The following is a 24,436-nucleotide window of genomic DNA, read 5'->3' as shown; positions in this document are numbered from 1 at the left end:
GGATACCCTGTTTTGAATATATAAAAGGTGATGAGAATAAGATGAAGATACGAAGAAAAGTAACAACCGCAATACTGACAGCTGTGATGTTACTTTCTCCGGTGATGGAGATATCTGCCAGCAGCCTGTCTGATGCACAGAAGGAAAAAGAAAATTTAGAGAAGCAGTTAGAGGAGGCCCAAAGTGTCATTGATGGGCTGAAAGATTCCAAGGCTGATATTCAGACGAAGGTAAAGGAATTAGATCAGCAGCTTACAAGCATTTCTCTTGAAATTACCAATACACAGGCACAGTTAGAGGAAAAGAGTGCCGAGATTACAGACACCCAGAGCGAATTAGAGGATGCCCAGGCGGATGTGGCAAGCCAGGCAGAAGCTATGAGCAAAAGGATTCAGTTCATGTATGAAAATAGTGGAAAAATGTCATATCTGGAAGCATTTTTTCAATCCGGCAGTATGGCAGAATTTTTGAATCAGGCAGAATATATCCGGCAGATTTCAGAATATGATAGAGATATGCTGCAGCAGTACAATGACAGTGTACAGACCGTGGCAGATGCCAAGGAACAGTTAGAACAGGAATATACAGAGCTGGAAGAATTAAAGGCACAGGTAGAATCCCAGCAGCAGACCGTGCAGGCTCTGATGGATGCCAAGGAAGACGAACTGGATAAGGTAAAGAGTGACATTACGGTGGCACAGTCGGATGCAGATGCAGTACAGGCAGAGATTGATGCACAGAATGAAATTATTGCGCAGATTCAGGCAGAGGAAGCCAGAAAAAAAGCGGAAGAAGAGAAACGAAGACAGGAAGCAGAGGAAAATGGAACTACTCCGGATACGACTCCTGGAGATGTATACAGTGGCGGGGCTTTTGTATGGCCGTGTCCGAGCAGTACCAGGGTAACCAGTGATTACGGAACGCGATTATCTCCGACCCAGGGAGCATCCTCTAATCATAAGGGACTGGATATTGGGGCAAGCTATGGTGCGAGTATTGTGGCGGCGGCAGATGGAACGGTTTCCTATGCAGGCTATAATAATGGAATGGGCAACTATGTAATGATCAGCCACGGCAGCGGGCTATATACAGTATATGGGCATGCTTCGGCACTTTTGGTATCCACCGGTGATAAAGTCACGGCGGGACAGACGATAGCCCAGGTAGGAAGTACCGGTATATCTACTGGAAATCATTTACATTTTGGCGTATCCTTAAATGGAAGCTATGTAAGCCCATGGAATTATCTGAGTAAATAGTAAAAGAGGAAGAAAGATGGACGAAATAAGGGAAGAGACAAATTCAGCAGAAGCAATCAGGCAGGAAATAAAGGAAAAGAAAAGAACTTACTGGCGTGGTGCGATTACCGGTGCTGCTTCGGTCATGGCGGTATTGCTGATTGTATTATTGATTGGTATTTACAGTGGTACTGTGGTAATTGGTGGAAAAGGCGTAACAGGAGGCAGCCAGACGGTAGCAGCATCAGATGGTGATCTGCTTTCAAAGGATGTCATCAATAAGCTTGATAATCTGGCAGACCAGATTAATGCAGATTATTATGAAGATGTGGATCAGGAAGACTTGATTAACGGTATGTATAAAGGCTTGTTTGAGGGAATCGGAGACCCGTACAGTGAGTATTATACCCCGGAAGAATATGAAGATATCATGATATCCACCCATGCAAATTATTATGGAATCGGAGCAGGACTTACCCAGGATAAGAATACCATGGAAGTATCCGTTACCCATATTTATGATAATTCTCCGGCACAGGAAGCAGGATTAAAAGAAGGCGATAAGATAGTCAAGGTAGATGATATTGAAGCCACTTCTATGGAATTGTCGGAATTGGTAACCAACATCCGTGGCGAAGAGGGAACCACCGTTCATCTGGTAATTGAAAGAGAAGGGGAATCAGAAAATCTGGAATTTGATGTGTCCCGTGCCAAAGTAGATATTCCAACAGTAGCTTATAAAATGTTAGAAAACAATATCGGATATATACAGGTATCTGAATTTGCAGAGAATACACCAACCCAGTTTTCGGATGCAATTACAGATTTACAGGGTCAGGGTATGGAGAAGCTGGTTATTGATTTACGTGATAATGGCGGCGGAATGGTAGTATCCTGTCAGCAGATGTTGGATATGATTCTTCCGGAAGGAACTGTTGTTTATACGGAAGATAAATATGGCAACCGTCAGGATTATACTTCTGATGCAGAGCATTATCTTGATATGCCGATTGCAGTATTAGTCAATGGCAATTCCGCCAGTGCATCCGAGATATTTGCAGGAGCCATCCGGGATTTTGATTATGGAACACTGATTGGAACCACAACCTTTGGAAAAGGCATTGTGCAGAATATCATGCAGTTAAAGGACGGCAGTGCCATTAAGCTTACGGTAGCAAAATATTATACACCAAACGGTGATAACATCCATGGAACCGGAATTACACCGGATGTTGAAATTGAATATGAGTACACCGGAGATACCGAGGGTACTTATGATGAGATGCAGGATAATCAGATATTAAAAGCCATTGAAGTGTTGAACGGAGAAGAATAATGAAGATGAATAACGAAGAAAAGAAAAAACTTATCATTCGCTATGTGGTGGCAGTAATTCTTCTGGTAGTTACCATTCTCGTACTTAAGGGGATGTATCAGGATGCGGAAGAGCATGATAATGCGCAGAATACAGAAATTACAACAGAGATAAATCATGAGTGAATTAAATAAGAAAATTCGTTTACAGCTGATGGAATGGGCAGAACCGGATTTCGGCACCTTTTCCGCAGGATTGATTCCAGGGGAAGAGCATGTGCTTGGAGTAAGGCTGCCCTTACTTCGCTCTTATGCAAAGAAATTAGCAAAAGGTGACTGGCAGACTTATCTTTCACAGGCATCGGATGATTCCATGGAAGAAACCATGCTGCAGGGTATGACTTTAGGTTATGTAAAAAGTAATTTTGCAGGAATCCGTCCGTATCTTGATGCCTTTCTTCCAAAGATTAAGAACTGGTCGGTATGTGACAGCACCTGTGCAAGTTTAAAAATTGCCAGAAAAGAGCCGGAGGCAGTTTTAGAATATTTACTGCCTTATCTTCGCAGTGATGAAGAATTTTTCATCCGGTTTGGTGTTGTGATGTTATTAGATCATTTTATTACGGAAGACTATATCGACCTTGTCTTAGAAGAGATGGATAAGATTCATCAGGATGCCTATTATGTGAAAATGGCAGTAGCCTGGAATTTGTCCGTGTGTTTTGTGAAGTTCCGGGATAAAACACTTTCCTATCTCAGGACAAATCATCTGGATGACTGGACTTACAATAAGACGATACAGAAAATCAGGGAATCCTATCGCGTGACCAAAGAGGATAAGAAAATGCTCTTAAAAATGAAACGGAAAGCAGAAAAATAGACTTTTCAACCAATATTAAGGAAAATATAATTGATTCGAAGCCGGGAAACCACTATAATGTTTATAGTGGTTTTTCTTACTTTACAGGAAATTGCTTTCCTGCAAAGAAAAAACGCTCCGCGGGGATGCGCACTGCGGCGTATAAGGTAGATGTCGCAAGCGACTGCGCAGGCGCGAGAATGTGCCAAGGCACATTCTTTGTTATACAGAAAATCATAAGAATATAAGAAAGTTGGTGATACTGTGGTTGAATTGGACGCATACCGATACAAATTGGGAACCTATAAGGCTCCACTGCAGGAAGTGAGGGATTCACTTTGACTTAGCAGATAAGTCAAAAAAAATCGAAGAATTGGAACGGGAGATGGAAGCACCAGATTTCTGGAATGATGCAGAAGTGTCCCAGCAGAAGATGAAAGAGTTAAAAAGCTATAAGGATGACGTGGCAGTCTGTGCACAGCTGGAAGAGAAACTTTCTGACATTGAAACACTGATTGCGATGGGAGATGAAGAGAATGATGTTTCCCTGATTCCGGAGATCGAAGAAGAGATAAAGGAATACGAAGAAGCGTTTGAAAAGATTCGGATCAAAACCCTGTTATCCGGAGAATATGATAAAGACAATGCAATTGTATCCTTGCATGCAGGAGCAGGTGGAACAGAATCCTGTGACTGGGCATCCATGCTATACCGCATGTATACAAGATGGGCATCCGATAAAGGATTTGCCATTGAAGTACTGGATTCCTTAGATGGAGATGAAGCAGGAATCAAATCCATTACCTTTCAGGTAAACGGAGAAAATGCTTACGGTTATCTGAAATCAGAAAAAGGCGTACACCGTCTGGTGCGGATTTCACCGTTTAATGCGGCAGGAAAGCGTCAGACCTCCTTTGTATCATGTGATGTGATGCCGGATATTGAAGAAGACATTGATATTGAAGTAAAGGATGAAGATATAAGGATTGATACCTACCGTTCCAGCGGAGCCGGTGGACAGCATATCAATAAGACATCTTCAGCAATCCGGATTACCCATTTTCCGACGGGAATTGTAGTAACCTGCCAGAATGAGCGTTCCCAGCACATGAATAAAGACAAGGCAATGCAGATGTTAAAATCCAAGCTGTATTTATTGAAACAGCAGGAAAATGCAGATAAAGCAGCAGATATCCGTGGTGAAGTCACAGAAATTGGCTGGGGAAATCAGATACGCTCCTACGTATTGCAGCCGTATACTATGGTAAAGGATACCAGAACCGGCGTAGAGACGGGAAATACAGATGCAGTATTAGATGGAGATATTGATATTTTCATCAATGGATATTTAAAGTGGCTGTCACTGGGTTGTCCGGAGAAGATGGGAGAGTAAGATGGAAAAAGTAATCATACCACTGGTCATTATTCTTGTCATTGTGGGAGTGATAGCAGGCGTGGTTTTCTATGTGAAAAATAAAGTAAGGAAATTCTCACAGGATCTCTTTGGAACAGATTCTTTAGTGGAAGGCTGGAAGAAACAGGAAGAGGAACTGTCTGTCACACCATGTTCCGTATCCGGAATGACAAGATTATTAGAACCACAGATACAGCGGGATTTCCCGGAATTTAACTGGGTGCAGTTTAAAAATAAGGCAGAAGATGCATTGAAATTGTCATTGATGGCAATTTCCGCACATAGTATAGGAAGGGCAGAGAGCCTGTCGGAAGCACTTAAAGAAGAAGTGGCAGCAAGAATTGAGCAGAATCAGACAGCAGGTGTAAATGAGGTATATGAACGTATCCGTGTTCATCAGACTGAGATTGCCAGATATGAAAAACAAAAGGGAAAATGCATTATTACACTACAGAGTGCAGTGGAGCATATTCACTATAAAGAAAAAGACGGAAAACTGATTTCCGGTAAAAAAGATTTGTTAGAACAGACCAAGTACAACATGGAACTGATGTATATCCAAGATGAGAGCAAAGTCAGTGCTGATAAAGGGGTAGGACTTACCTGCCCGCACTGCGGTGCTCCGGTTACATCCCTTGGAGCGAAATACTGTGAGTTCTGTGGCAGTGAAGTAATACCAATCAATATGCAGGTTTGGTCTCTGCAGCATTTTTACGAAGTTACATACCAAAAGGTGTAATGAAAATATATAACATAAGAAAACAGGAGGTTTGTTATGGGTTTAATTAAAGCAGTAGCACAGGCAGTTGGAGGAAGTTTTGCAGATCAGTGGTTAGAGGTAATCGAGCCGGATGATATGGGAGATCAGACCGTCTTTACCAGAGGTGTGTTGATTCGCCGCGGACAGAATACAAAGGGAACGGATGATACCGTATCTAATGGTTCTATCATCCATGTATATGATAATCAGTTTATGATGTTAGTAGATGGTGGAAAAATCGTAGACTATACTGCAGAACCGGGATATTACAAAGTAGATAATTCTTCTTTGCCATCCCTGTTTAACGGACAGTTAAAGGATACTTTAAAAGATTCCTTCGCACGTATCAAATTTGGTGGTCAGACACCGGATAAACAGAAGGTATTCTTTATAAATCTTCAGGAAATCAAGGGAATCAAATTTGGAACAAGAAATCCGATTAACTATTTTGATAATTTCTACAATGCAGAATTGTTCCTGCGTGCACACGGAACTTATTCCATTAAGATTGTAGACCCGATTCGTTTCTATGCAGAAGCAATTCCAAGAAACAAAGACAGGGTAGAAATCACAGATATCAATGAACAGTATATCTCTGAATTCTTAGAAGCATTACAGACATCCATCAATCAGTTATCTGCAGATGGTGTCCGCATTTCCTATGTATCATCCAAGGGACGCGAGCTGAGTAAATACATGTCAGAAACTCTTGATGAGGAATGGAACCAGATGCGTGGTATGGAGATTCAGGCAGTAGGTATTGCAAGCATCTCTTACGACGAGGAATCCACTAACCTTATCAATCTGCGCAATAAAGGTGCAATGATGGGTAGTGACCCGAATGTAATGCGTGGTATTGCTGTTGGAAATATTACGGAAGGTATCCGTGATGCAGGTTCTAATGCAGCCGGTGCAATGACCGGATTTATGGGTGTTGGAATGGGAATGAATGCATTCAACAGCAGCATGGACAGCTTAAATCAGATGACTGCAGGCATGCAGCAGAACCAGCAGATGAATAATGGAACACAGATGGCAGGCGGAGTAGCAGGCGTGCAGCAGGCAGCACCGGCTCAACAGGCAGCTCCGGCACAGCAGGCAGCAGCACCGGCAGGCAATGAGTGGACCTGTGAATGCGGAACAACAAATACCGGAAAATTCTGCTGTAACTGTGGAAAACCGGCTCCTGCACCGGCAGTAAAGTCAGACTGGACCTGTGAGTGTGGAGCAACAAATACCGGAAAATTCTGTACTAACTGCGGAAAACCGGCTCCGGTAGCAGACTGGACCTGCGAATGTGGAGCAGTAAATACCGGAAAATTCTGCAGCAATTGTGGAAAACAGAGACCATAATGGAGGAAGGAGCACTGCATGTCAGTAATTAGTTTTAAGTGCCCGAATTGTGATGGCGAACTGATTTTTGACCCTGCTTCCGGCGCATATAAATGCGAATATTGTGGCTCAAAATTTACACAGGAAGAACTGGATGCCATGAAGCCGGCGGAGGAAAAGGAAAAAACTGCCGGTAGCATGGATGGAAGCCAGGCTTCTGAGAATACAGACGGAACACAGGAAGAGAAGAAGACAGAGGAAGAAGCAGTCATTTATACCTGCCCGAGCTGTGGTGCACAGATTGTAACAGATGCAACCACGGCGGCAACCTTCTGCTATTATTGCCACAATCCGGTAGTGCTTTCCGGAAGATTATCTGGAAACTATATGCCGAATAAGGTAATTCCGTTTGCAATTGACCGTAAAGAAGCAGAAAAACGTTTTATGGAATATGTAGGCAGGAAAAAGTTTGTTCCAAAGGCATTTTTCAATAAGAAACAAATTGATAAATTATCTGGTGTATACTTCCCATTCTGGATTTATGATACCAGGGTGAATGGTAATCTTTCGGCAGAGGCAACCCGTGTCCGGGTATGGCGTTCCGGAGATGAAGAATATACCGAGACAAAATTCTATGAAGTAGAACGTGGCGGAGATGTATCTCTTTCCAATCTGGAATTGAATGCATTACAGAAAGCCAACAAAGAGCTGGTAGAGGGTGTACTGCCATATCAGTTTGACAAGATGAAGGATTTCTCCATGGGGTATCTTTCCGGCTTCCAGGCAGAGAAGCGTGATATTGAAAAAGAAGGCGTAGCAGAGGAAGCTAGACGAGAGACAAAGGATTATGCAACCAGGCTCTTGCGGGAAAGTGTATCCGGCTATGACGGTGTGAAGGTACATAACTGCGGATTTTCTAATGGCAGTGAGAACTGGAATTATGTGCTTCTTCCAATCTGGACCATCACCTATCGCGCCAATAATGGCAAGATGTATTACTATTCCATGAATGGTCAGACTGGAAAAGTATGTGGAGAACTTCCGGTAGATTATAAGAAACTGACTCTGGTTAGTGGAATCATATCAGCAGCAGTGCTGGTACTTGGATTGTTAGGAGGGCTGCTGATATGGTAAAGAAAAAGATAATTGTACCGTTACTGCTTTTATGCAGTATGTTATTTGTTGTTCCTGTTATGGCATCAGAGCCAAAGGCAGACTTCGTCTATGATGACGCAGAGCTTTTTACCCAGAGTGAAGCAGATTCCATCAGTGAAAAAATCGGCGATTTTTCCAGTGAGACCGGCTGGGAAATCTATGCATTTACCACAGAGGATGCGCAGGGGTATACTTCCCAGGAGTATGGAGAGAATACCTTTGACCAGTATGCCACCGGCATGGATGGCGTTGCTTTTGTCATTGACATGGATAACCGTGAAATCGCAGTGGTTCATTTTGGAGAAGCAAACCGTTATTATACGGATGAAAGAGTAGAAAGTATTCTGGATGAAGGCTTCAATTATATGGGAGATGCAGAGTATGCAGATGCCATGGAGGCAATGATTGATGAGGCAGAATATTATTATGGACAGGGCGTGCCAACCGGTCAGTATAATTACGATGAAGAAACCGGGGAGTATGATTACTACGAGAAAAATACGCTGACCTGGTTTGAAATTCTGATTACCTTACTGGTGGCATTGGGTATCGGTGGTGCATTTTGTGGAATCACCATTGGAAAATACCGCCTGCATTTTGATAAGTACAAATATGATTACCACAAGAACAGCCATGTAAATCTTACAAACCGTACTGACCGCTTTGTAAATCAGGTAGTAACCCATCGTCATATCCAGAGGGAATCTTCTGGTGGAGGCGGAAGCAGTTCAGGCAGAACAACAGTACATACCGGAGCAGGAGGACGAAGCACCGGAGGCGGAAGCCGTAAATTCTAAGAGCTTTCGGATAAGGAAAGCAAATATAAAAATTCGTCAATTTACCCATATGGAATCCGAAAAAGGTTCCATATGGGTACTTTTGTATAAAAAAGAGAAATTTACTTGTAATGGCTGTGTATATGTGCTATCATCTTTCTGGTGAGAACAGTTGTATTTGTACCACAAACAGTCGGAGGGGAATATGGCAGAGAATACGAAGTATTTTGTGTTGAAAGAGAAGGCTGTACCGGAGGTATTGCTGAAAGTAGTGGAAGCGAAACGTCTTTTAGAATCTGGCCGCGTAACATCCGTACAGGAAGCAGCCGAGCAGGTGGATATCAGCCGGAGTTCATTTTATAAGTATAAAGATGATATTTTTCCATTTCACGACAATGCGAAGGGGAGAACAATTACGATGGTAATCCAGCTGGATGATACGCCGGGATTATTATCAACCGTTTTGAATATCGTGGCAGAATTTCATGCCAACATATTAACTATCCACCAGTCCATACCGGTAAACGGGATTGCATCCCTGACACTGAGTATTGATATTCTGCCGGAGACAGGAGATTTGTCACAGATGGTAGATAAGATTGAAGGACAGGCTGGAATACATTATCTGAAAATATTAGCCAGGGAGTGAAACAACAATGAAAGCAGCAGTAATGGGATATGGAACAATTGGTTCCGGAGTAGTAGAAGTATTAAACATTAATCATGACAGCATTGCAAAACGTGCAGGCGAAGCAATCGAAGTAAAATATGTTCTGGATTTACGGGATTTCCCGGGAGACCCGATTCAGGATAAAATTGTGCATGATTACAAAGTAATTGCAGAAGACCCTGAAATTGGCATGGTAGTTGAGACAATGGGCGGTGTAGAGCCGGCATATACTTTTGTCCGTGCCATGTTAGAGGCAGGAAAGCATGTAACAACTTCAAATAAGGCATTAGTAGCAGAGAAAGGTGCAGAACTGATTGCACTTGCCAAAGAGAAAAATGTGAATTTCCTGTTTGAAGCCAGCGTAGGAGGCGGAATCCCGATTATCCGCCCGTTAAATTCCTGCCTGACTGCAGATGTAATTGAAGAGATTACTGGTATTTTAAATGGAACGACCAACTATATGCTTACCAAGATGAGCGTAGAGGGTTCTGAATTTGCAGATGTATTAAAGGATGCACAGGATAAAGGATATGCAGAGAAAGATCCGACTGCCGATGTAGAAGGCTTTGATGCATGCCGTAAGATTGCAATCTTAACTTCTTTAGTATGCGGACAACAGGTAGACTTCAATGACATTCATACGGAAGGAATTACCAAAATCAGTGCAACAGATATCAAATATGCAAAAGCAATGGGTAAAGCCATTAAATTACTGGCAACCAGCCGTAAAGTAGGAGACAGCTACTGTGCAATGGTATCTCCATGTATGCTTCCACAGGAGCATCCATTGTATCCGGTAAATGATGTATTTAATGCAATTTTTGTACATGGTAATGTATTAGGAGATGCAATGTTCTACGGAAGTGGAGCAGGAAAACTTCCAACCGCCAGTGCTGTTGTGGCTGATATGGTTGAAATTGCAAAATTCAAAGACACCAACCTTCCAATGGAATGGAGACCGGAGAAATTAGAGCTTGCAGATTATAAGATGGTAACCAACCGTTTCTTTGTCCGTACCAAAGCAGACGAAACAGCAGTAAAGAATGCATTCGGAGCAGTTGAGTTTGTTGCAGCAGAAGGTGTAAACGGCGAACTTGGATTTGTAACAGAAGAAATGACAGAAGCAGCATATGAAGAGAAAGCAGCAAAACTTGCTGATATTCTTCAGATGATTCGTGTAAAATAGTTGCGAAAAACCCTCTTCGAAATTATAATTGTACTAAGGGTATAAATATAATTTCAGGAGGGTATTTTTATGTCAAAATTTATTATGGCGTTAGACGCCGGAACCACCAGCAACCGGTGTATTCTCTTTAATGAAGCCGGTGAAATCTGCAGTATGGCACAAAAAGAATTTCGTCAGATGTTTCCGAATCCAGGATGGGTAGAACATGATGCCAATGAGATATGGTCGACGCAGCTTGGGGTAGCAGTAGAGGCAATGTCTAAGATTGGTGCTACGGCAGCAGATATTGCAGCCATTGGAATCACCAACCAGAGAGAGACGGCAATTGTATGGAACAAAGAGACCGGAGAACCGGTTTATAATGCGATAGTCTGGCAGTGCCGCCGGACCTCTGATATTGCAGATGCATTAAAGAAAAAGGGGTTGGAAGATTCCTATCGTAAGAAAACAGGATTGATTATTGATGCCTATTTCTCGGCAACGAAAATCAAGTGGATTTTAGATAATGTGAAGGGTGCAAGGAAATTAGCGGAAGAAGGAAAGCTGCTCTTTGGAACGGTAGAGACCTGGCTGATCTGGAAACTGACGAAAGGGGAAGCACATGTAACCGATTATTCCAATGCATCAAGAACCATGCTTTTTAATATAAACACATTAACCTGGGATAAAGATATTCTGGCAGAACTTGATATTCCGGAGAGCATGCTGCCAAAGCCGATGCCATCAAGCTGTGTTTATGGTTATACAGACCCGGCATATTTCGGAAGTGCGATACCGATTGCCGGTGCAGCAGGCGACCAGCAGGCAGCTTTATTCGGACAGACCTGCTTTTCCGAAGGAGAAGCGAAGAATACATATGGTACAGGCTGTTTCCTTTTGATGAATACAGGAGAACGTCCGGTATTTTCAGAAAACGGACTGGTCACCACCATTGCCTGGGGGCTGGATGGAAAAGTAAATTATGCACTGGAAGGCTCTATCTTTGTGGCAGGTGCGGCAATCCAGTGGCTGCGTGATGGTATGCGTCTCATTGACTCCGCATCGGATTCAGAGTATATGGCGACCAAAGTAAAAGGAACACATGGCTGTTATGTGGTTCCGGCATTTACCGGACTGGGTGCTCCGTACTGGGATCAGTATGCAAGAGGAACAATTGTAGGAATTACCAGAGGAACCAATAAGAATCATATCATCCGGGCAACTCTGGAATCTATTGCTTATCAGGTGGAAGGAGTTATCTCTGCCATGGAAGCGGATGCTGGAATCGAAATCCGTTCCTTAAATGTAGATGGCGGAGCCAGTGCCAATAATTTCCTGATGCAGTTCCAGTCAGACATGATACAGGCGCCGGTAAACCGTCCGGCATGTGTAGAGACAACAGCAAAAGGTGCGGCGTATCTGGCAGGACTTGCAGTAGGCTACTGGAAGACAAAAGAAGATGTGATAAAGAACCAGCAGATAGAGCGGGTATTTCATCCACAGATGGAAGAAGAAGAGAGACAGAAAAAATTAAAAGGCTGGAAGAAAGCAGTAAAATATGCCTTCGGATGGGCAAAAGATACAGAAGAAGAGGAAGAGGCGTAAGCCGCTTCCTCTTCTTCACTTTACAGGAAATTGCTTTCCTGTAAAGTAAAAAACGCTCCGCGAGGATGCGCACTGCGGCGTATAAGGTAGATGTCGCAAGCGACCGCCGCAGGCGCGAGAATGTGCCAAGGCACATTCTTTTTTCTCGTTAAGCGTTCGAAAAAGCTGTCGGTGGCAGCTCCTTATAGGTTTTGATATATAATACCTTATGATATATGCGTCAGCGGCATAAAATCAATCTGAAAGAATAGAAGAGCCGCATTTTTCACAATGAAATTTATAATAATAATAGCCAGTGCAATCCAAAGAAATACTTCCCGGAAATGCATGCCAATACGAAGCCTTCCCTTAGAGAGCCGCTCAATAGTCTGGGAAATCATAAACCAGGTGCAGAGCACAAAGGTATATGGCACAAAGGGATGATAAACCAGTGAGTGCAGGAAATCCCCATGCAGTAAAAAAGCTATCGCTCTGGTGCCACCGCAGCCGGGACAGTATAGTCCGGTCAGGCTGTGAAGCACACAGGGGAAAAGATATTTTGAAAGCTGGATATTCGTTGCTTTTATAAAAAGCACCAGCAGAAGAAGAGTGCCTATGATGCACCAGCCGGTGATATATAATCCGTTGTCCATAGCAGTGGACGTTTTTTTCTTTTCCATATAAACCCTCGCAAATCAGTATTCAAACAAAATATAGAATCTGTTGGTAGTATACAATTGTCATAAGGGAAAGTCAAAGTTATTGTGTTTCACCCAAGATATGTGTATAATAAAAAGAGGCACTTTTTTCAGACTTTGGAAGGAGGAGTGGTTTATGCAGATTGATGGATGGAATCCGAAAGATATAGGATATGATACCGGGTACAATCATACATATGGGGTCGGAACTGACACAGATGCGAAGAGTACCGGGGTGGCAGAGGGCAGCAAAGGCGAATGCCAGACCTGTAAGAACCGGAAATATCAGGATGGTTCCAACGAGAATGTTTCTTTTAAATCAGCTTCCCACATCTCTCCGGAGGCGGCGGGAATCCGTGTGGCAGCCCATGAGGCAGAACATGTTTCCAATGCTTATACCAAAGCAGCAGAAGGAAATGGTCAGGTGGTATCTGCAAGCGTAACACTTCGTACCGGCGTATGCCCGGAGTGCGGAAGAGTATATGTGGCAGGCGGAGAGACCAATACCACCATTAAGTATCCGAACGAAGCGAACCCATATCAGCAGGAGCGGAAGAGCCAGGATGCGGCAGATCTGACCGGAGCCAGAATCGACACAAGAAAATAAAACAGGAGCATGAGATAGATGAAAAGAAAATCAGCAGAAATAAAACGTATAGCAAGAGAAAATCTTACCGGACATTATGGATTGCCAATGGGAGCCATGGTAGTATCGCAGTTAATCGTAACTTTGCCGACCATGTTCTTTTCCTGGAATTTGACTCCGTATTCCGGAAAAATGGAGTGGGCAATTTATTATGTGGCAGCATTTGTACTGGCATTGCTGGGGGTTGTTTTAAATATAGGAATTCTCCAGATTGCCCTGCGAATGGGAAGAAAGCAGCCATATAAGTTTACCGATATGTTCTATGGATTCAATCATCATCCGGATAAATACATTCTGGCATACCTTTTATTTATGGTTGTGGTATTAATTCCGATGCTTCCGGCAATCGCAGTCTCTGTTGGAATGTATGTAACTGCCATTTCCGGCAGCATGAAAATCACAGAGGGGATTTTTATTGGCTATGTAGTAGCTATGTGTGTACTTGGAATTGGAGGAGAAGTGATCGCATTTATTCTTTCCTTAAAATATTCCATGCTGTTTTTGATATTGCTTGAGGATAATACCAAAGGAATCCGGCAGGCAATGAGGGAAAGTAAAGCACTGATGCAGGGCAACAAGGGAAGATACTTCTATATCATGTTAAGCTTCCTTGGCTGGTCTTTCCTTGGCCTCCTTTCATTTGGAATTGGCTTCCTGTGGATTGGACCATACTATACGCAGACACAGGTGACATTCTATCGTGACATTACAGGAGAATTAGACCGGACAGAAAACCAGACAGACCCATACGGAACAAAACAGCAGAATCCGCAGTACAGTACGTGGAGTGCTTCGGTATAAAAATAAGAAAAGAAAAATGCCGGGAAATCAGAATTGGTTTCCTGGCATTTTTCTTTTGCATATATTTACTGGTACATTTGATTCATTTCATTAAACTGCCGCATCAGTTCGTTATAATCAGCGGTATTTCCATTGGACATCTGGTTGATGAAATCGGCGTTGGTAAACATCATGACAATGACGAAAGTATAAAGTGCAATAGTAAGTACAAGACCGATAATTCCAAGGACGATACCGATTTTGCCGGTGGTGGAAAAAGTCATCTCGCCGCCACGGGAAAGAAGTCCTAAAATAATGGCAAGTGCCCCACAAGGCAGTGCTGCATACAGGCAGCAGAAAGTTACAATGGAGACAATGCCAAGAGCAATGGATGCGGTGGCAAGTCCGGTGGAACGTTTGTCCATGTAATTACGTTGTGGTGCCTGGTTCATATTATATGAATAATTGGGATTTGGTTGATAGCCGTTTGACTGCTGTTGAAAATCCATAAAAAACCTCCTCAAATCGTGAATAAATACAGTATACCATTTTCTGCTGGAAAAAACAATAAAACCCAAAATCTTCCCTTTTGCAGAAATGCCTGATGTGCTATAATGAGCGCAAACGCATCAACAGGAAAGGAAATACAAGATGGACATAACAGCAAAAATTGCCGAAGAACTTGGAATCAGAAAAAATCAGGCACAGGCAGCAATTCAGTTAATTGATGAAGGAAATACCATTCCTTTTATTGCCCGGTATCGAAAAGAAGCAACCGGCGCATTAAATGATGAAATATTACGTAACTTATTTGACCGGCTGACTTATCTTAGAAACCTAGAAGAGAAGAAAGAACAGGTTATTGCCAGCATTGAAGAACAGGGCAAGCTGACGGACGAACTGCGGAAACAGATAGAAGAAGCACAGACACTGGTAGTCGTAGATGATTTGTACCGTCCATACCGACCGAAGCGCAGAACCAGGGCAACCATCGCCAAAGAGAAGGGCTTAGAGCCGCTGGCAAATGTAATCAGTCTTCAGATGCTTAAGACTCCAATCTTAGAAGAAGCAGCAAAATATATCAACGAAGAAAAAGAAGTTCATACTGCAGAGGAAGCCTTAGAAGGTGCAAAAGATATTATTGCAGAGCGTATTTCCGATGAAGCAGATTATCGTATCCGCATCCGTGACCTTACCGTAAAACATGGTCGGATTGTATCTGCTGCCAAAGATCCGGAAACAGAATCTGTTTATGAAATGTATTATGATTTTGATGAGCCGATTACAAAAATGGCAGGACATCGTACGCTGGCATTGAACCGTGGAGAGGCAGAGAAAATACTGACAGTAAAAGTAGAAGTGCCGGAAGAACAGATTATTCCGTATTTACAGAAAAAGGTAATAACCAAAGATAATGCCATAACCAGACCTGTTTTGGAAGAAGTAATCGAAGACAGCTATAAGCGTCTGATTGCACCGGCAATCGAGCGTGAGATTCGAAGTGACCTTACGGAAAAGGCAGAAGACGGAGCAATCAAAGTTTTCGGAAAGAACTTAGAGCAGCTTCTGATGCAGCCGCCAATCGCAGGACAGGTTGTACTTGGCTGGGACCCGGCATTTCGTACCGGATGTAAACTTGCAGTGGTAGACCCGACCGGAAAAGTATTGGATACGACAGTCATTTACCCGACAGCACCACAGAATAAGGTAGAGGAAGCAAAAGTAGTATTAAAGAAACTGATTTCCAAGTATCATATTACACTGATTTCTCTTGGAAATGGAACAGCATCCCGTGAGTCGGAGCAGATTATTGTAGATTTATTAAAAGAGATTCCGGTAAAAGTACAGTATATTATCGTAAATGAAGCAGGGGCTTCCGTATATTCTGCAAGTAAACTTGCAACAGAGGAATTCCCAAACTTTGATGTGGGACAAAGAAGTGCCACTTCCATGGCAAGACGGTTGCAGGATCCGCTGGCAGAGCTGGTTAAAATTGATCCGAAATCCATCGGAGTCGGTCAGTATCAGCATGACATGAACCAGAAAAAATTAAGTGAAGCCTTAGGCGGCGTGGTAGAAGACTGCGTAAATAAAGTTGGTGTAGATTTAAACACCGCATCCGTATCCCTGTTGGAATACATTTCCGGTATCAGCAAAGTGATTGCGAAAAATATCGTGGCATACCGGGAAGAAAATGGAAAATTTGCATCCAGAAGCCAGCTTTTGAAAGTGGCAAAATTAGGACCGAAGGCATATGAACAGTGTGCCGGTTTTCTTCGTATTACTGGTGGAAAGAATCCGTTGGATGCAACCGGCGTGCATCCGGAAAGTTATGAAGCAACCAGAAAGCTTTTGGAAAAATTAGGATATTCAGAAGAAGAGATAAGCGGTGGCGGATTAACCGGGATTTCAAAGAAGATTTCAGATTATAAGAAACTGGCAGCAGAATTGGAAGTAGGAGAACTTACTTTACGGGATATTGTAAAGGAACTGGAAAAGCCGGCAAGAGATCCGAGGGAAGATATGCCAAAGCCGATTCTGCGGAGTGACGTACTGGAAATGAAGGATTTGACCCCGGGAATGGTATTAAAAGGAACCGTCCGTAATGTCATTGACTTCGGTGCCTTTGTGGACATCGGAGTACATCAGGATGGACTGGTACACATTTCCCAGATGAGCGAACGCTATATCAAACATCCGCTGGAAGTGGTCAGCGTGGGAGATATTGTAGAAGTAAAAGTAATGAGCGTAGACCTTAAGAAACAGAGAATCCAGCTTACTATGAAACTGTAAATAAAAGGTAACAGATAAAATTGGGTATTGACAAGGAAAAAGCGAAGTTCTACAATAAACCCATAGTAATTGAATAGGAAGTCTTCGGGGCAGGGTGATATGCGAAGCATAGATTCCCGACCGACGGTGATTGTGCATGACACATTAGTCCGTGAACTGCAGTATTGCAGTTGATTTGGTGAAAATCCAAAACCGACAGTATAGTCTGGATGGGAGAAGATAAGTGACCATTAAGGTGATTATTTTGCGTGCCCCGGATAGTTTTATCCGGGGCTTTTATGGTACACCAATACTCCGGACATCCCTTGCAAGAGCTAAAAGTAAAGAAAAAAGGAGTAAAAGAAATGAGTACAAACAGTGTAACAACAAACAGCAACGTAAAAACAGGTGTAAATGCAAGATATCTGACGATGACAGCAATGCTTTCAGCTATTGCGTTCATCCTGATGTTCCTTGATTTTGCAGTTCCGTTTATGCCAAACTTCATCAAACTGGATATTTCAGAACTTCCGGCATTGATTGGAGCATTTTCCATGGGACCGGTCAGCGGAATTGTAATCTGCCTGATTAAAAATCTGATTCATCTGACTATTACAACCACAAGTGGTGTTGGAGAATTGTCCAATTTCATTCTTGGAGTAGCGTTTGTGCTTCCGGCAGGACTGATTTACAAATTTAAGAAGAACCGCAAAGGTGCATTAATCGGTTCTTTAGCAGGAGCACTTTTCATGGCAGTATTCAGTGTGGTATCAAACTATTTCCTGGTATATCCGTTCTATACAGCATTTATGCCGGAAGATGCCATTATTGGTGCTTACAATGCAATCGCTTCTGCAGTAGGCGGACATATGGATAATTTATTGGAGTGTCTGGTAGTATTTAATATGCCATTCACCTTCTTAAAAGGTATGATTAGTGTTGGAATTACATTTTTGATTTATAAACATATTTCACCAATCATCAAAGGAACCAACAGCCGTAAGAATTAGACGTCCCTTTTTTGCCCGACACAAAATTGATAAAGAGTTTGTCTATTCCCGAAAATAATGCTATACTTCAATCAGAAAAGTAAGCAGGAGGAAAGACAATGCCAATTGAATTTGATGTAAAAATAACAGCGAACGATATGTACCGGTTTAATATGTATCATATATATACCAGTTTTACCGGAATCTTTTCCATCTTGGCAGCGGTGCTTGGATTTGTAGCCGCAGTGGGAACCTATGGAAAGGTAGATACCATGTATACGGTGCTTTACATCATATTTGGCATTGTCTTTCTTTTTTATTTTCCATTAACCTTGAAAATGCGGGCGGCAAGACAGATTTCCATGTCAGAGGCACTGAAAAGTACGCTGCATTATATGTTGGATGATGAAGGTGTCCATGTATCTCTGGGAGAAGAAAATGCCCTGCTGGAGTGGAAACAGATTTATAAAATGGTGTCAACAAAGCATAATGTTCTGATTTACAGCAGCCGCGTGAATGCATATATCCTGCCCATGGAAATTGTAGGCGGACAGTATGCGGCGTTGAAGGAACTGGCAGATAAGAATTTGAAGAAGCACCAGAATTGTATGAAGAAGAGATAGGAAGAAAAGTATATGGTATATGAAACATTTTCGGCAGAAGAAACAGAAAAGTTAGGCGAACAGATTGGACGGGAAGCAAAGCCGGGAGAAGTGTATACATTAATCGGAGATTTGGGAGTAGGAAAAACCGTTTTTACCCAGGGAATAGCCAAGGGTTTGGAGATAACAGAACCTATCTGCAGTCCGACTTTTACTATTGTGCAGGAGTATGAAGAAGGAAGAATGCCATTTTATCATTTTGATGTATACCGGATTGCGGATATTGAGGAAATGGATGAAATCGGCTATGAGGACTATTTTTATGGAAATGGTCTGACCATGATAGAATGGGCAAATCTGATTGAAGAAATTTTACCGGATCATTACCGGCAGATAACAATAGAGAAAGATTTGGAAAAAGGATTTGATTATCGCAGGATAACAATAGAAGAGGTGGAACGATGAAAATATTGGGATTGGATAGCTCCGGACTGGTAGCCAGCGTAGCAGTAGTAGAAGATGATGTGCTGTTGGGAGAATTTACTGTAAATTATAAGAAAACACATTCACAGACCTTGCTGCCAATGTTAGATGAACTTGCGAAAATGATAGAACTGGATTTGGATACATTAGATGCCATTGCAATTGCAGCGGGCCCGGGCTCATTTACCGGACTTCGGATTGGCTCTGCAACAGCAAAAGGATTGGGACTTGCACTGGATAAGCCGCTGATATCCGTACCGACCGTGGATGCACTGGCATACAACCTCTATGGGCATAGAGATATTATCTGTCCATTAATGGATGCCAGAAGAAACCAGACCTATACTGGTTTATATCAGTTTGAAGACAAAAAAATGCAGGTATTGTGCCCACAGTGCGTTGTGGGAATTGATGAGATTGTAGCAAAGATAAATGAAAACAATGCTCCGGTTGTATTTTTGGGAGATGGTGTCCCGGTATTTACCACTTATATAGAAGAAAACTGTAAAGTGCCATATTCCTTTGCACCGGCACATGTGAATAAGCAGCGTGCAGCAGCTGTTGCAGCTTTAGGAGAAGAATATTACAAAGCAGGTAAATTAGAATCTGCAGAAGAACACAAACCGGAATATCTGCGCCTTTCCCAGGCAGAACGCGAGAGGATGGAACAGCATGGAAATTCGTAGAATGTCAGAGGCAGATGTTTTTGATGTAGCAGCCATAGAGGCAAAAGTCTTTTCACAGCCATGGAGCGAGCAGGGATTTCGCGATGCTCTTGCCATGAACCATGTGATTTTTCTGGTGGCAGAAGAAGCGGGTTCCATCTTAGGATATTGTGGAATGTATATGGCATTAGATGAAGGTGAGATTACCAATGTGGCAATAAGTGAAGCCTGCAGAAACAGAGGTTATGGGGAACAACTAGTAACAGAACTAATGCAGCAGGGTAGAAAACATGGTATTAGCCGGTATGTTTTAGAGGTAAGGGTATCCAATGAGCCTGCCATTCGCCTGTATCAGAAACTTGGATTCTCTGTACTTGGAACTCGAAAGAATTTTTATGAAAAGCCCTCAGAGGATGCATATATCATGAGCAGGGTCCAGTAATTTCCACTGCAAATTTATTGGAATGGTTCTATAATGAAAGAGAACCACAAGATAAGAGACGGAGGATGAGAAATGGTTTGCAATTGTTGTGGAAAAGAAATCGAAGAACGAAAACAGGATTATATTTATATAGAAAAAGAATGGAATTATTTTTCTACTAAGGATGGTGTGAAAAGCAAACTGCGTGTATGCGAGTCCTGCTTTGATGAATGGACAAAACAGTTTGTGATACCGCCTTTAATGGAAGAAGTAACAGAAATTGTATAGAGAGCTGAGGAAATAGAATGTTAGATGTCTGTTTATTAGGAACCGGTGGAATGATGCCATTGCCATATCGCTGGCTGACTTCACTGATGACAAGATATAATGGCAGCAGTCTGATGGTTGACTGTGGCGAAGGAACCCAGATTGCAGTAAAAGAAAAAGGCTGGAGCTTTAAGCCGGTGGATATTATGTGCTTTACACATTACCATGCGGACCATATCAGCGGACTGCCTGGAATTCTTCTGACCATGGGAAATGCAGAACGAACTGAGCCACTGACGATGATTGGACCAAAGGGACTGGAACGTGTGGTAAATGCACTGCGTGTGATTGCACCGGAACTGCCTTTTGAGATTAAATTTATAGAACTGACGGAACCGGAAGAGACTATAGAATTAAAGGGATATACGATCCATGCTTTCCGGGTGAACCATAATGTTACCTGCTACGGCTATACCTTGGAGATCCCAAGGGCTGGAAGATTTTCGGTGGAACATGCATTAGAACGGCAGATACCGCAGAAATACTGGAGCCGCCTGCAAAAAGGTGAAATTATTGAAGAAGAGGACAAGACCTATCTGCCGGAAATGGTATTAGGCCCGCCAAGAAAAGGCATCAAGTTGACATATTGTACTGATACCCGCCCGACGGAGAGCATTGCAAAAAATGCCAAAGATTCCGATTTATTTATCTGTGAAGGTATGTATGCAGAAAAAGAGAAACTTGCAAAAGCGAAACAATATAAACATATGACTTTTTATGAAGCAGCACATCTTGCCAAGGATGCCGGGGTGAAAGAAATGTGGCTTACCCACTTCAGCCCGTCCCTTGTAAGGGGCGAAGACTATATGGATGCTGTAAGGAAGATATATTCGAATGCATATTTAGGCAAAGATGGAAAGAGTGTTACACTGGATTTTGAGGAGGCGTAAACATGAAGAAACGTACAGCAGGCATAATTAAGACAGTTATTATAGGTGTGATTTGCGTTGGAATTGTGGCCGGATTTTATTATTATCTGACAAACCGCTCACCAAGAAGTGTGGAAACAACAGGAGAAACAGATGAGATAACCTCTGTTTTAAGTAAAAATTTAGAGAAGGATTATCCGGCGTCACCTCGTGCTGTAATCAAATATTATAATAGGATTCTGCTCTGCCTTTATAATGAAACTTATGATGATGAGCAGTACCAGAAGCTGTTGGAGAAGATGCGTGCACTGATGGATGAAGAGTTATTGGAAAACAATCCGCAGGATACATTTTCAACCCAGATGCAGAATGATATTGCGGCTTATAAAGCAGAAAGTAAGATTATAGCAACAGCATCTGTCTGCGATACAGATGAAGTGGCTTATAAGAAAGTAGATGGAAGTGATTGTGCCTATGTGACGGCATCTTATTTCCTGCGCTCTACCAAGGCATATAACCGGGCTAACCAGGAATATGTGCTGCGTAAGGATGAGAATGGGGACTGGAAAATATTAGGATTTGTGGCACTGGAAGGAGACAATGGTGATGCAGAAAAATAAAGGAGATATTGCAATTCTTGCAATAGAAAGTTCCTGCGATGAGACTGCGGCAGCAGTTGTAGTAAATGGAAGGGATGTGAGATCGAATATCATTTCATCCCAGATTGCATTACATACCTTATATGGAGGTGTGGTTCCGGAAATTGCATCCCGTAAACATATTGAGAAAATTAATCAGGTAATAACAGAAGCAATGCAGGAAGCGCAGGCAGACTGGGCAGATATAGACGCAATCGGTGTAACTTATGGACCGGGATTAGTGGGTGCCCTCCTGGTTGGTGTGGCAGAAGCAAAAGCAATCAGTTATGCAAGAAATATTCCGCTGGTAGGTGTGCATCATATTGAGGGACACATCAGCGCAAATTATATTGAAAATAAAGAGTTAGAGCCACCATTTTTATGTCTTGTGGTATCCGGCGGTCATACACATCTGGTAAAAGTACTGGATTATGGAAAATATGAGATACTTGGAAGAACCAGGGATGATGCAGCAGGTGAAGCCTTTGATAAAGTGGCGAGAGCAATCGGATTAGGCTATCCGGGTGGACCAAAGATTGAAAAAGTAGCACATGAAGGAAATCCTCATGCTGTGGAATTCCCAAGACCGAAGATTGCAGATGGGGAGTATGACTTCAGCTTCAGTGGTTTAAAGTCTGCTGTTTTAAACCATCTGAACAGCTGTAAAATGAAAGGTATTGAGATTGTGCAGGCAGATATTGCAGCATCTTTCCAGAAAGCGGTTATTGATGTGCTGGTGGGAAATGCCATGCATGCCATTGAAAAATATCAGATTGATAAATTTGCTATTGCGGGAGGAGTGGCTTCTAATGGAACCTTAAGAGGAGCAATGGAAGAAGAGTGCCGGAAGAGAAATGTGGCATTTTATCATCCGTCGCCGATTCTCTGTACCGATAATGCAGCAATGATAGGTGCAGCAGCATATTATGATTACCGGGCGGGAATCCGTTCCGGACTTGATTTGAATGCAGTACCAAACTTAAAATTAGGAGAACGTTAATGGCAAAGTATACAGCAATCGTGCTTTCTGCGGGAAAAGGAAGCCGCATGGGAAGCTCTGTCCATAAGCAGTATCTGCTTCTTTGTGGGAGGCCGGTGATTTATTATACCCTTAAGGCATTTGAAGAAAGCCCGGTAGATGAAATCGTACTGGTAACCGGTGAAGGAGAAGAGGAATACTGCCGGAAAGAAATTGTAGAAAAATATAAATTGCATAAAGTAACGAAGATAGTAAAGGGTGGTAAGGAACGTTACCACTCTGTTTTTCAGGGCTTAAGTGCGTGTGAATATACGGATTATGTATTGATTCATGATGGGGCACGCCCGTTTATTGAACAGAAAGTCATCCGCCGCACGATGGATGAAGTACGGGAAAAGCGGGCGTGTATTGCAGCTGTGCCGGTAAAGGATACCATAAAAAAGGTAGATGAAAATGGAAAAGTGGAGGATACCCCACCAAGAAAAAGCCTTTATACGGTACAGACACCGCAGGCATTTTCTTATTCCCTGATTTATGATTCTTATCAGAAGATGATAGCGGATGGAAGAGAAGATGTTACAGATGATGCAATGGTAGTGGAGGCGTATGGAAAAGTTCCGGTATATGTAATAGATGGGAGCTATCGCAATTTTAAGATTACAACACCGGAAGATTTGGAAATGGCGGAGTTTATGCTGAATGCAGGAAATCCTGGTAAGGGTGTATGTTCATAGAAAATGAACCATCCGGCACCAATGGGAAATCAAATGAATATGTTTTGAAATTTTGAAAAATGATTTTGAAAAAATGAAAATAATTGTTGACATGCTATCTATTTGATGATAGAATCATTTTTGCGCTGATTTGAAGCGTATCAATATGGAGAGATATCGAAGTGGTCATAACGAGGCGGTCTTGAAAACCGTTTGTCCGCAAGGGCGCGTGGGTTCGAATCCCACTCTCTCCGCTTCCAACTTAATAATTGGAAACTGATTCGGAGAAGTACCCAAGCTGGCCGAAGGGACACCCCTGGAAAGGGTGCAGGTCGTTAACAGCGGCGCGAGGGTTCAAATCCCTCCTTCTCCGCTCGCTTGTGAGATGATTATGCGGACGTTCGACAATGGATTTTACGACTGCAAAAAATAAGTCAAAAAAAGTAAAAAAAGTTGTTGACAAAGAAAGAGTCCTGTGATAATATAAACAAGCTGACCGGTGAGAACGAAGCAAAAGAGCTCACAGAACTGGTCAAGAACCTTGATAACTGAACAGTGAAATAACCTTGAAAGATTTTGAGAAAAAC

Annotated in this window: 27 protein-coding genes, 2 tRNA genes and 1 riboswitch; of the genes, 27 read left to right on the top strand and 2 right to left on the bottom strand. The window is 42.5% G+C overall.

Features of this window, described 5'->3' with window-relative positions:
- Positions 1-41: 41 nt before the first annotated feature.
- From DWY37_RS07105 to glpK, 12 genes are all read left to right on the top strand, one after another.
- Positions 42-1,259 (top strand): murein hydrolase activator EnvC family protein, encoded by a 1,218-nt coding sequence (locus DWY37_RS07105; RefSeq protein ID WP_117842236.1) that lies wholly within the window; start codon positions 42-44, stop codon positions 1,257-1,259.
- 16 nt (positions 1,260-1,275) lie between these two features.
- Positions 1,276-2,574 (top strand): S41 family peptidase, encoded by a 1,299-nt coding sequence (locus tag DWY37_RS07100; protein ID WP_117947719.1) that lies wholly within the window; start codon positions 1,276-1,278, stop codon positions 2,572-2,574.
- Positions 2,574-2,738, top strand: a complete 165-nt coding sequence (locus tag DWY37_RS15800; protein WP_022243557.1) for a hypothetical protein — start codon at positions 2,574-2,576, stop codon at positions 2,736-2,738. Before DWY37_RS07100 ends, DWY37_RS15800 begins: the two co-directional genes overlap by 1 nt.
- Positions 2,731-3,432: a DNA alkylation repair protein gene (locus DWY37_RS07095; protein ID WP_118541398.1), complete on the top strand. Its 702-nt coding sequence runs from the start codon at positions 2,731-2,733 to the stop codon at positions 3,430-3,432. Before DWY37_RS15800 ends, DWY37_RS07095 begins: the two co-directional genes overlap by 8 nt.
- Positions 3,433-3,675: 243 nt before the next feature.
- A protein-coding gene (gene prfB / locus DWY37_RS07090) for a peptide chain release factor 2 (protein WP_416906631.1) occupies positions 3,676-4,804 on the top strand; the annotation gives its coding sequence in 2 pieces (ribosomal slippage) (positions 3,676-3,738 and positions 3,740-4,804; 1,128 coding nt in all).
- Position 4,805: 1 nt separating this feature from the next.
- Entirely contained in the window at positions 4,806-5,564 is a 759-nt protein-coding gene (locus DWY37_RS07085) for a TIM44-like domain-containing protein (RefSeq protein ID WP_117696722.1), read from the top strand.
- A gap of 36 nt (positions 5,565-5,600) precedes the next feature.
- A complete protein-coding gene (locus DWY37_RS07080; RefSeq protein WP_118541396.1) occupies positions 5,601-6,938 on the top strand; it encodes an SPFH domain-containing protein in 1,338 nt (445 codons plus the stop codon).
- Positions 6,939-6,956: 18 nt separating this feature from the next.
- Positions 6,957-8,051, top strand: coding sequence for a TFIIB-type zinc ribbon-containing protein (locus tag DWY37_RS07075; RefSeq protein ID WP_118541394.1), 1,095 nt, complete (start codon positions 6,957-6,959; stop codon positions 8,049-8,051).
- Positions 8,045-8,869 (top strand): TPM domain-containing protein, encoded by an 825-nt coding sequence (locus DWY37_RS07070; RefSeq protein WP_117696730.1) that lies wholly within the window; start codon positions 8,045-8,047, stop codon positions 8,867-8,869. Before DWY37_RS07075 ends, DWY37_RS07070 begins: the two co-directional genes overlap by 7 nt.
- A gap of 184 nt (positions 8,870-9,053) precedes the next feature.
- Positions 9,054-9,497, top strand: a complete 444-nt coding sequence (locus tag DWY37_RS07065; RefSeq protein ID WP_117947715.1) for an ACT domain-containing protein — start codon at positions 9,054-9,056, stop codon at positions 9,495-9,497.
- Between the two features lie 7 nt (positions 9,498-9,504).
- Positions 9,505-10,704: a homoserine dehydrogenase gene (locus DWY37_RS07060; RefSeq protein ID WP_118541392.1), complete on the top strand. Its 1,200-nt coding sequence runs from the start codon at positions 9,505-9,507 to the stop codon at positions 10,702-10,704.
- Positions 10,705-10,773: 69 nt separating this feature from the next.
- A complete protein-coding gene (gene glpK / locus DWY37_RS07055; RefSeq protein ID WP_118541390.1) occupies positions 10,774-12,288 on the top strand; it encodes a glycerol kinase GlpK in 1,515 nt (504 codons plus the stop codon).
- 206 nt (positions 12,289-12,494) lie between these two features.
- On the opposite strand, the gene DWY37_RS07050 is transcribed toward glpK, so the two are convergent.
- The gene (locus DWY37_RS07050) at positions 12,495-12,947 is read right to left on the bottom strand and encodes a DUF2752 domain-containing protein (RefSeq protein WP_118542326.1); all 453 of its coding nucleotides are present in this window, start codon (positions 12,945-12,947) and stop codon (positions 12,495-12,497) included.
- Positions 12,948-13,101: 154 nt separating this feature from the next.
- Here DWY37_RS07050 and DWY37_RS07045 point away from each other — a divergent pair, with 154 nt between their 5' ends.
- Together DWY37_RS07045 and DWY37_RS07040 are read left to right on the top strand one after the other, a co-directional pair.
- Positions 13,102-13,572: a hypothetical protein gene (locus tag DWY37_RS07045; protein ID WP_242995117.1), complete on the top strand. Its 471-nt coding sequence runs from the start codon at positions 13,102-13,104 to the stop codon at positions 13,570-13,572.
- Positions 13,573-13,590: 18 nt separating this feature from the next.
- Positions 13,591-14,412, top strand: coding sequence for a DUF975 family protein (locus tag DWY37_RS07040; RefSeq protein ID WP_117698933.1), 822 nt, complete (start codon positions 13,591-13,593; stop codon positions 14,410-14,412).
- A 65-nt stretch (positions 14,413-14,477) separates the two neighbouring features.
- On the opposite strand, the gene DWY37_RS07035 is transcribed toward DWY37_RS07040, so the two are convergent.
- Positions 14,478-14,900: a DUF4190 domain-containing protein gene (locus tag DWY37_RS07035; RefSeq protein ID WP_118542328.1), complete on the bottom strand. Its 423-nt coding sequence runs from the start codon at positions 14,898-14,900 to the stop codon at positions 14,478-14,480.
- Between the two features lie 142 nt (positions 14,901-15,042).
- On the opposite strand from DWY37_RS07035, the gene DWY37_RS07030 reads away from it, so the two are divergent.
- The 13 genes from DWY37_RS07030 (at position 15,043) to DWY37_RS06970 (ending at position 24,222) form a co-directional block, all read left to right on the top strand.
- Positions 15,043-17,184 (top strand): Tex family protein, encoded by a 2,142-nt coding sequence (locus DWY37_RS07030; RefSeq protein WP_118542330.1) that lies wholly within the window; start codon positions 15,043-15,045, stop codon positions 17,182-17,184.
- A gap of 76 nt (positions 17,185-17,260) precedes the next feature.
- Positions 17,261-17,409: riboswitch (FMN riboswitch) on the top strand.
- A gap of 119 nt (positions 17,410-17,528) precedes the next feature.
- Positions 17,529-18,173 carry an ECF transporter S component gene (locus tag DWY37_RS07025; RefSeq protein ID WP_022243542.1) on the top strand — a complete coding sequence of 215 codons (645 nt, stop codon included), beginning with the start codon at positions 17,529-17,531 and terminating at the stop codon, positions 18,171-18,173.
- 98 nt (positions 18,174-18,271) lie between these two features.
- On the top strand, positions 18,272-18,775 hold the full coding sequence (locus DWY37_RS07020; RefSeq protein ID WP_117947710.1) for a YcxB family protein: 504 nt from the start codon (positions 18,272-18,274) through the stop codon (positions 18,773-18,775).
- A 12-nt stretch (positions 18,776-18,787) separates the two neighbouring features.
- Positions 18,788-19,219: a tRNA (adenosine(37)-N6)-threonylcarbamoyltransferase complex ATPase subunit type 1 TsaE gene (gene tsaE, locus DWY37_RS07015; protein WP_022243540.1), complete on the top strand. Its 432-nt coding sequence runs from the start codon at positions 18,788-18,790 to the stop codon at positions 19,217-19,219.
- On the top strand, positions 19,216-19,923 hold the full coding sequence (tsaB, locus tag DWY37_RS07010) for a tRNA (adenosine(37)-N6)-threonylcarbamoyltransferase complex dimerization subunit type 1 TsaB (protein ID WP_118542332.1): 708 nt from the start codon (positions 19,216-19,218) through the stop codon (positions 19,921-19,923). Before tsaE ends, tsaB begins: the two co-directional genes overlap by 4 nt.
- Entirely contained in the window at positions 19,910-20,344 is a 435-nt protein-coding gene (gene rimI, locus DWY37_RS07005; protein WP_117947709.1) for a ribosomal protein S18-alanine N-acetyltransferase, read from the top strand. The genes tsaB and rimI overlap by 14 nt, the downstream gene beginning before the upstream one ends.
- 72 nt (positions 20,345-20,416) lie before the next feature.
- Positions 20,417-20,611, top strand: a complete 195-nt coding sequence (locus DWY37_RS07000) for a hypothetical protein (RefSeq protein ID WP_117698929.1) — start codon at positions 20,417-20,419, stop codon at positions 20,609-20,611.
- 17 nt (positions 20,612-20,628) lie between these two features.
- Positions 20,629-21,540 carry a ribonuclease Z gene (locus DWY37_RS06995; protein WP_118542334.1) on the top strand — a complete coding sequence of 304 codons (912 nt, stop codon included), beginning with the start codon at positions 20,629-20,631 and terminating at the stop codon, positions 21,538-21,540.
- A gap of 2 nt (positions 21,541-21,542) precedes the next feature.
- Entirely contained in the window at positions 21,543-22,139 is a 597-nt protein-coding gene (locus tag DWY37_RS06990; RefSeq protein WP_118542336.1) for a DUF6715 family protein, read from the top strand.
- The gene (tsaD, locus tag DWY37_RS06985) at positions 22,126-23,157 is read left to right on the top strand and encodes a tRNA (adenosine(37)-N6)-threonylcarbamoyltransferase complex transferase subunit TsaD (protein WP_022243534.1); all 1,032 of its coding nucleotides are present in this window, start codon (positions 22,126-22,128) and stop codon (positions 23,155-23,157) included. The genes DWY37_RS06990 and tsaD overlap by 14 nt, the downstream gene beginning before the upstream one ends.
- Positions 23,157-23,870, top strand: coding sequence for a 2-C-methyl-D-erythritol 4-phosphate cytidylyltransferase (gene ispD, locus DWY37_RS06980; RefSeq protein ID WP_117842247.1), 714 nt, complete (start codon positions 23,157-23,159; stop codon positions 23,868-23,870). The genes tsaD and ispD overlap by 1 nt, the downstream gene beginning before the upstream one ends.
- 147 nt (positions 23,871-24,017) lie before the next feature.
- Positions 24,018-24,103, top strand: a tRNA-Ser gene (locus DWY37_RS06975).
- A 29-nt stretch (positions 24,104-24,132) separates the two neighbouring features.
- Positions 24,133-24,222: transfer RNA gene (locus DWY37_RS06970), tRNA-Ser, on the top strand.
- Positions 24,223-24,436: the final 214 nt, after the last annotated feature.

The sequence above is a fragment of the Roseburia sp. AF25-13LB genome (assembly GCF_003478915.1).
GTDB classification, from domain to species: domain Bacteria; phylum Bacillota; class Clostridia; order Lachnospirales; family Lachnospiraceae; genus Roseburia_C; species Roseburia_C amylophila.
The sequence above is the reverse complement of the archived record's forward strand: the minus strand, read 5'-3'. Positions and strand labels throughout refer to the sequence as shown.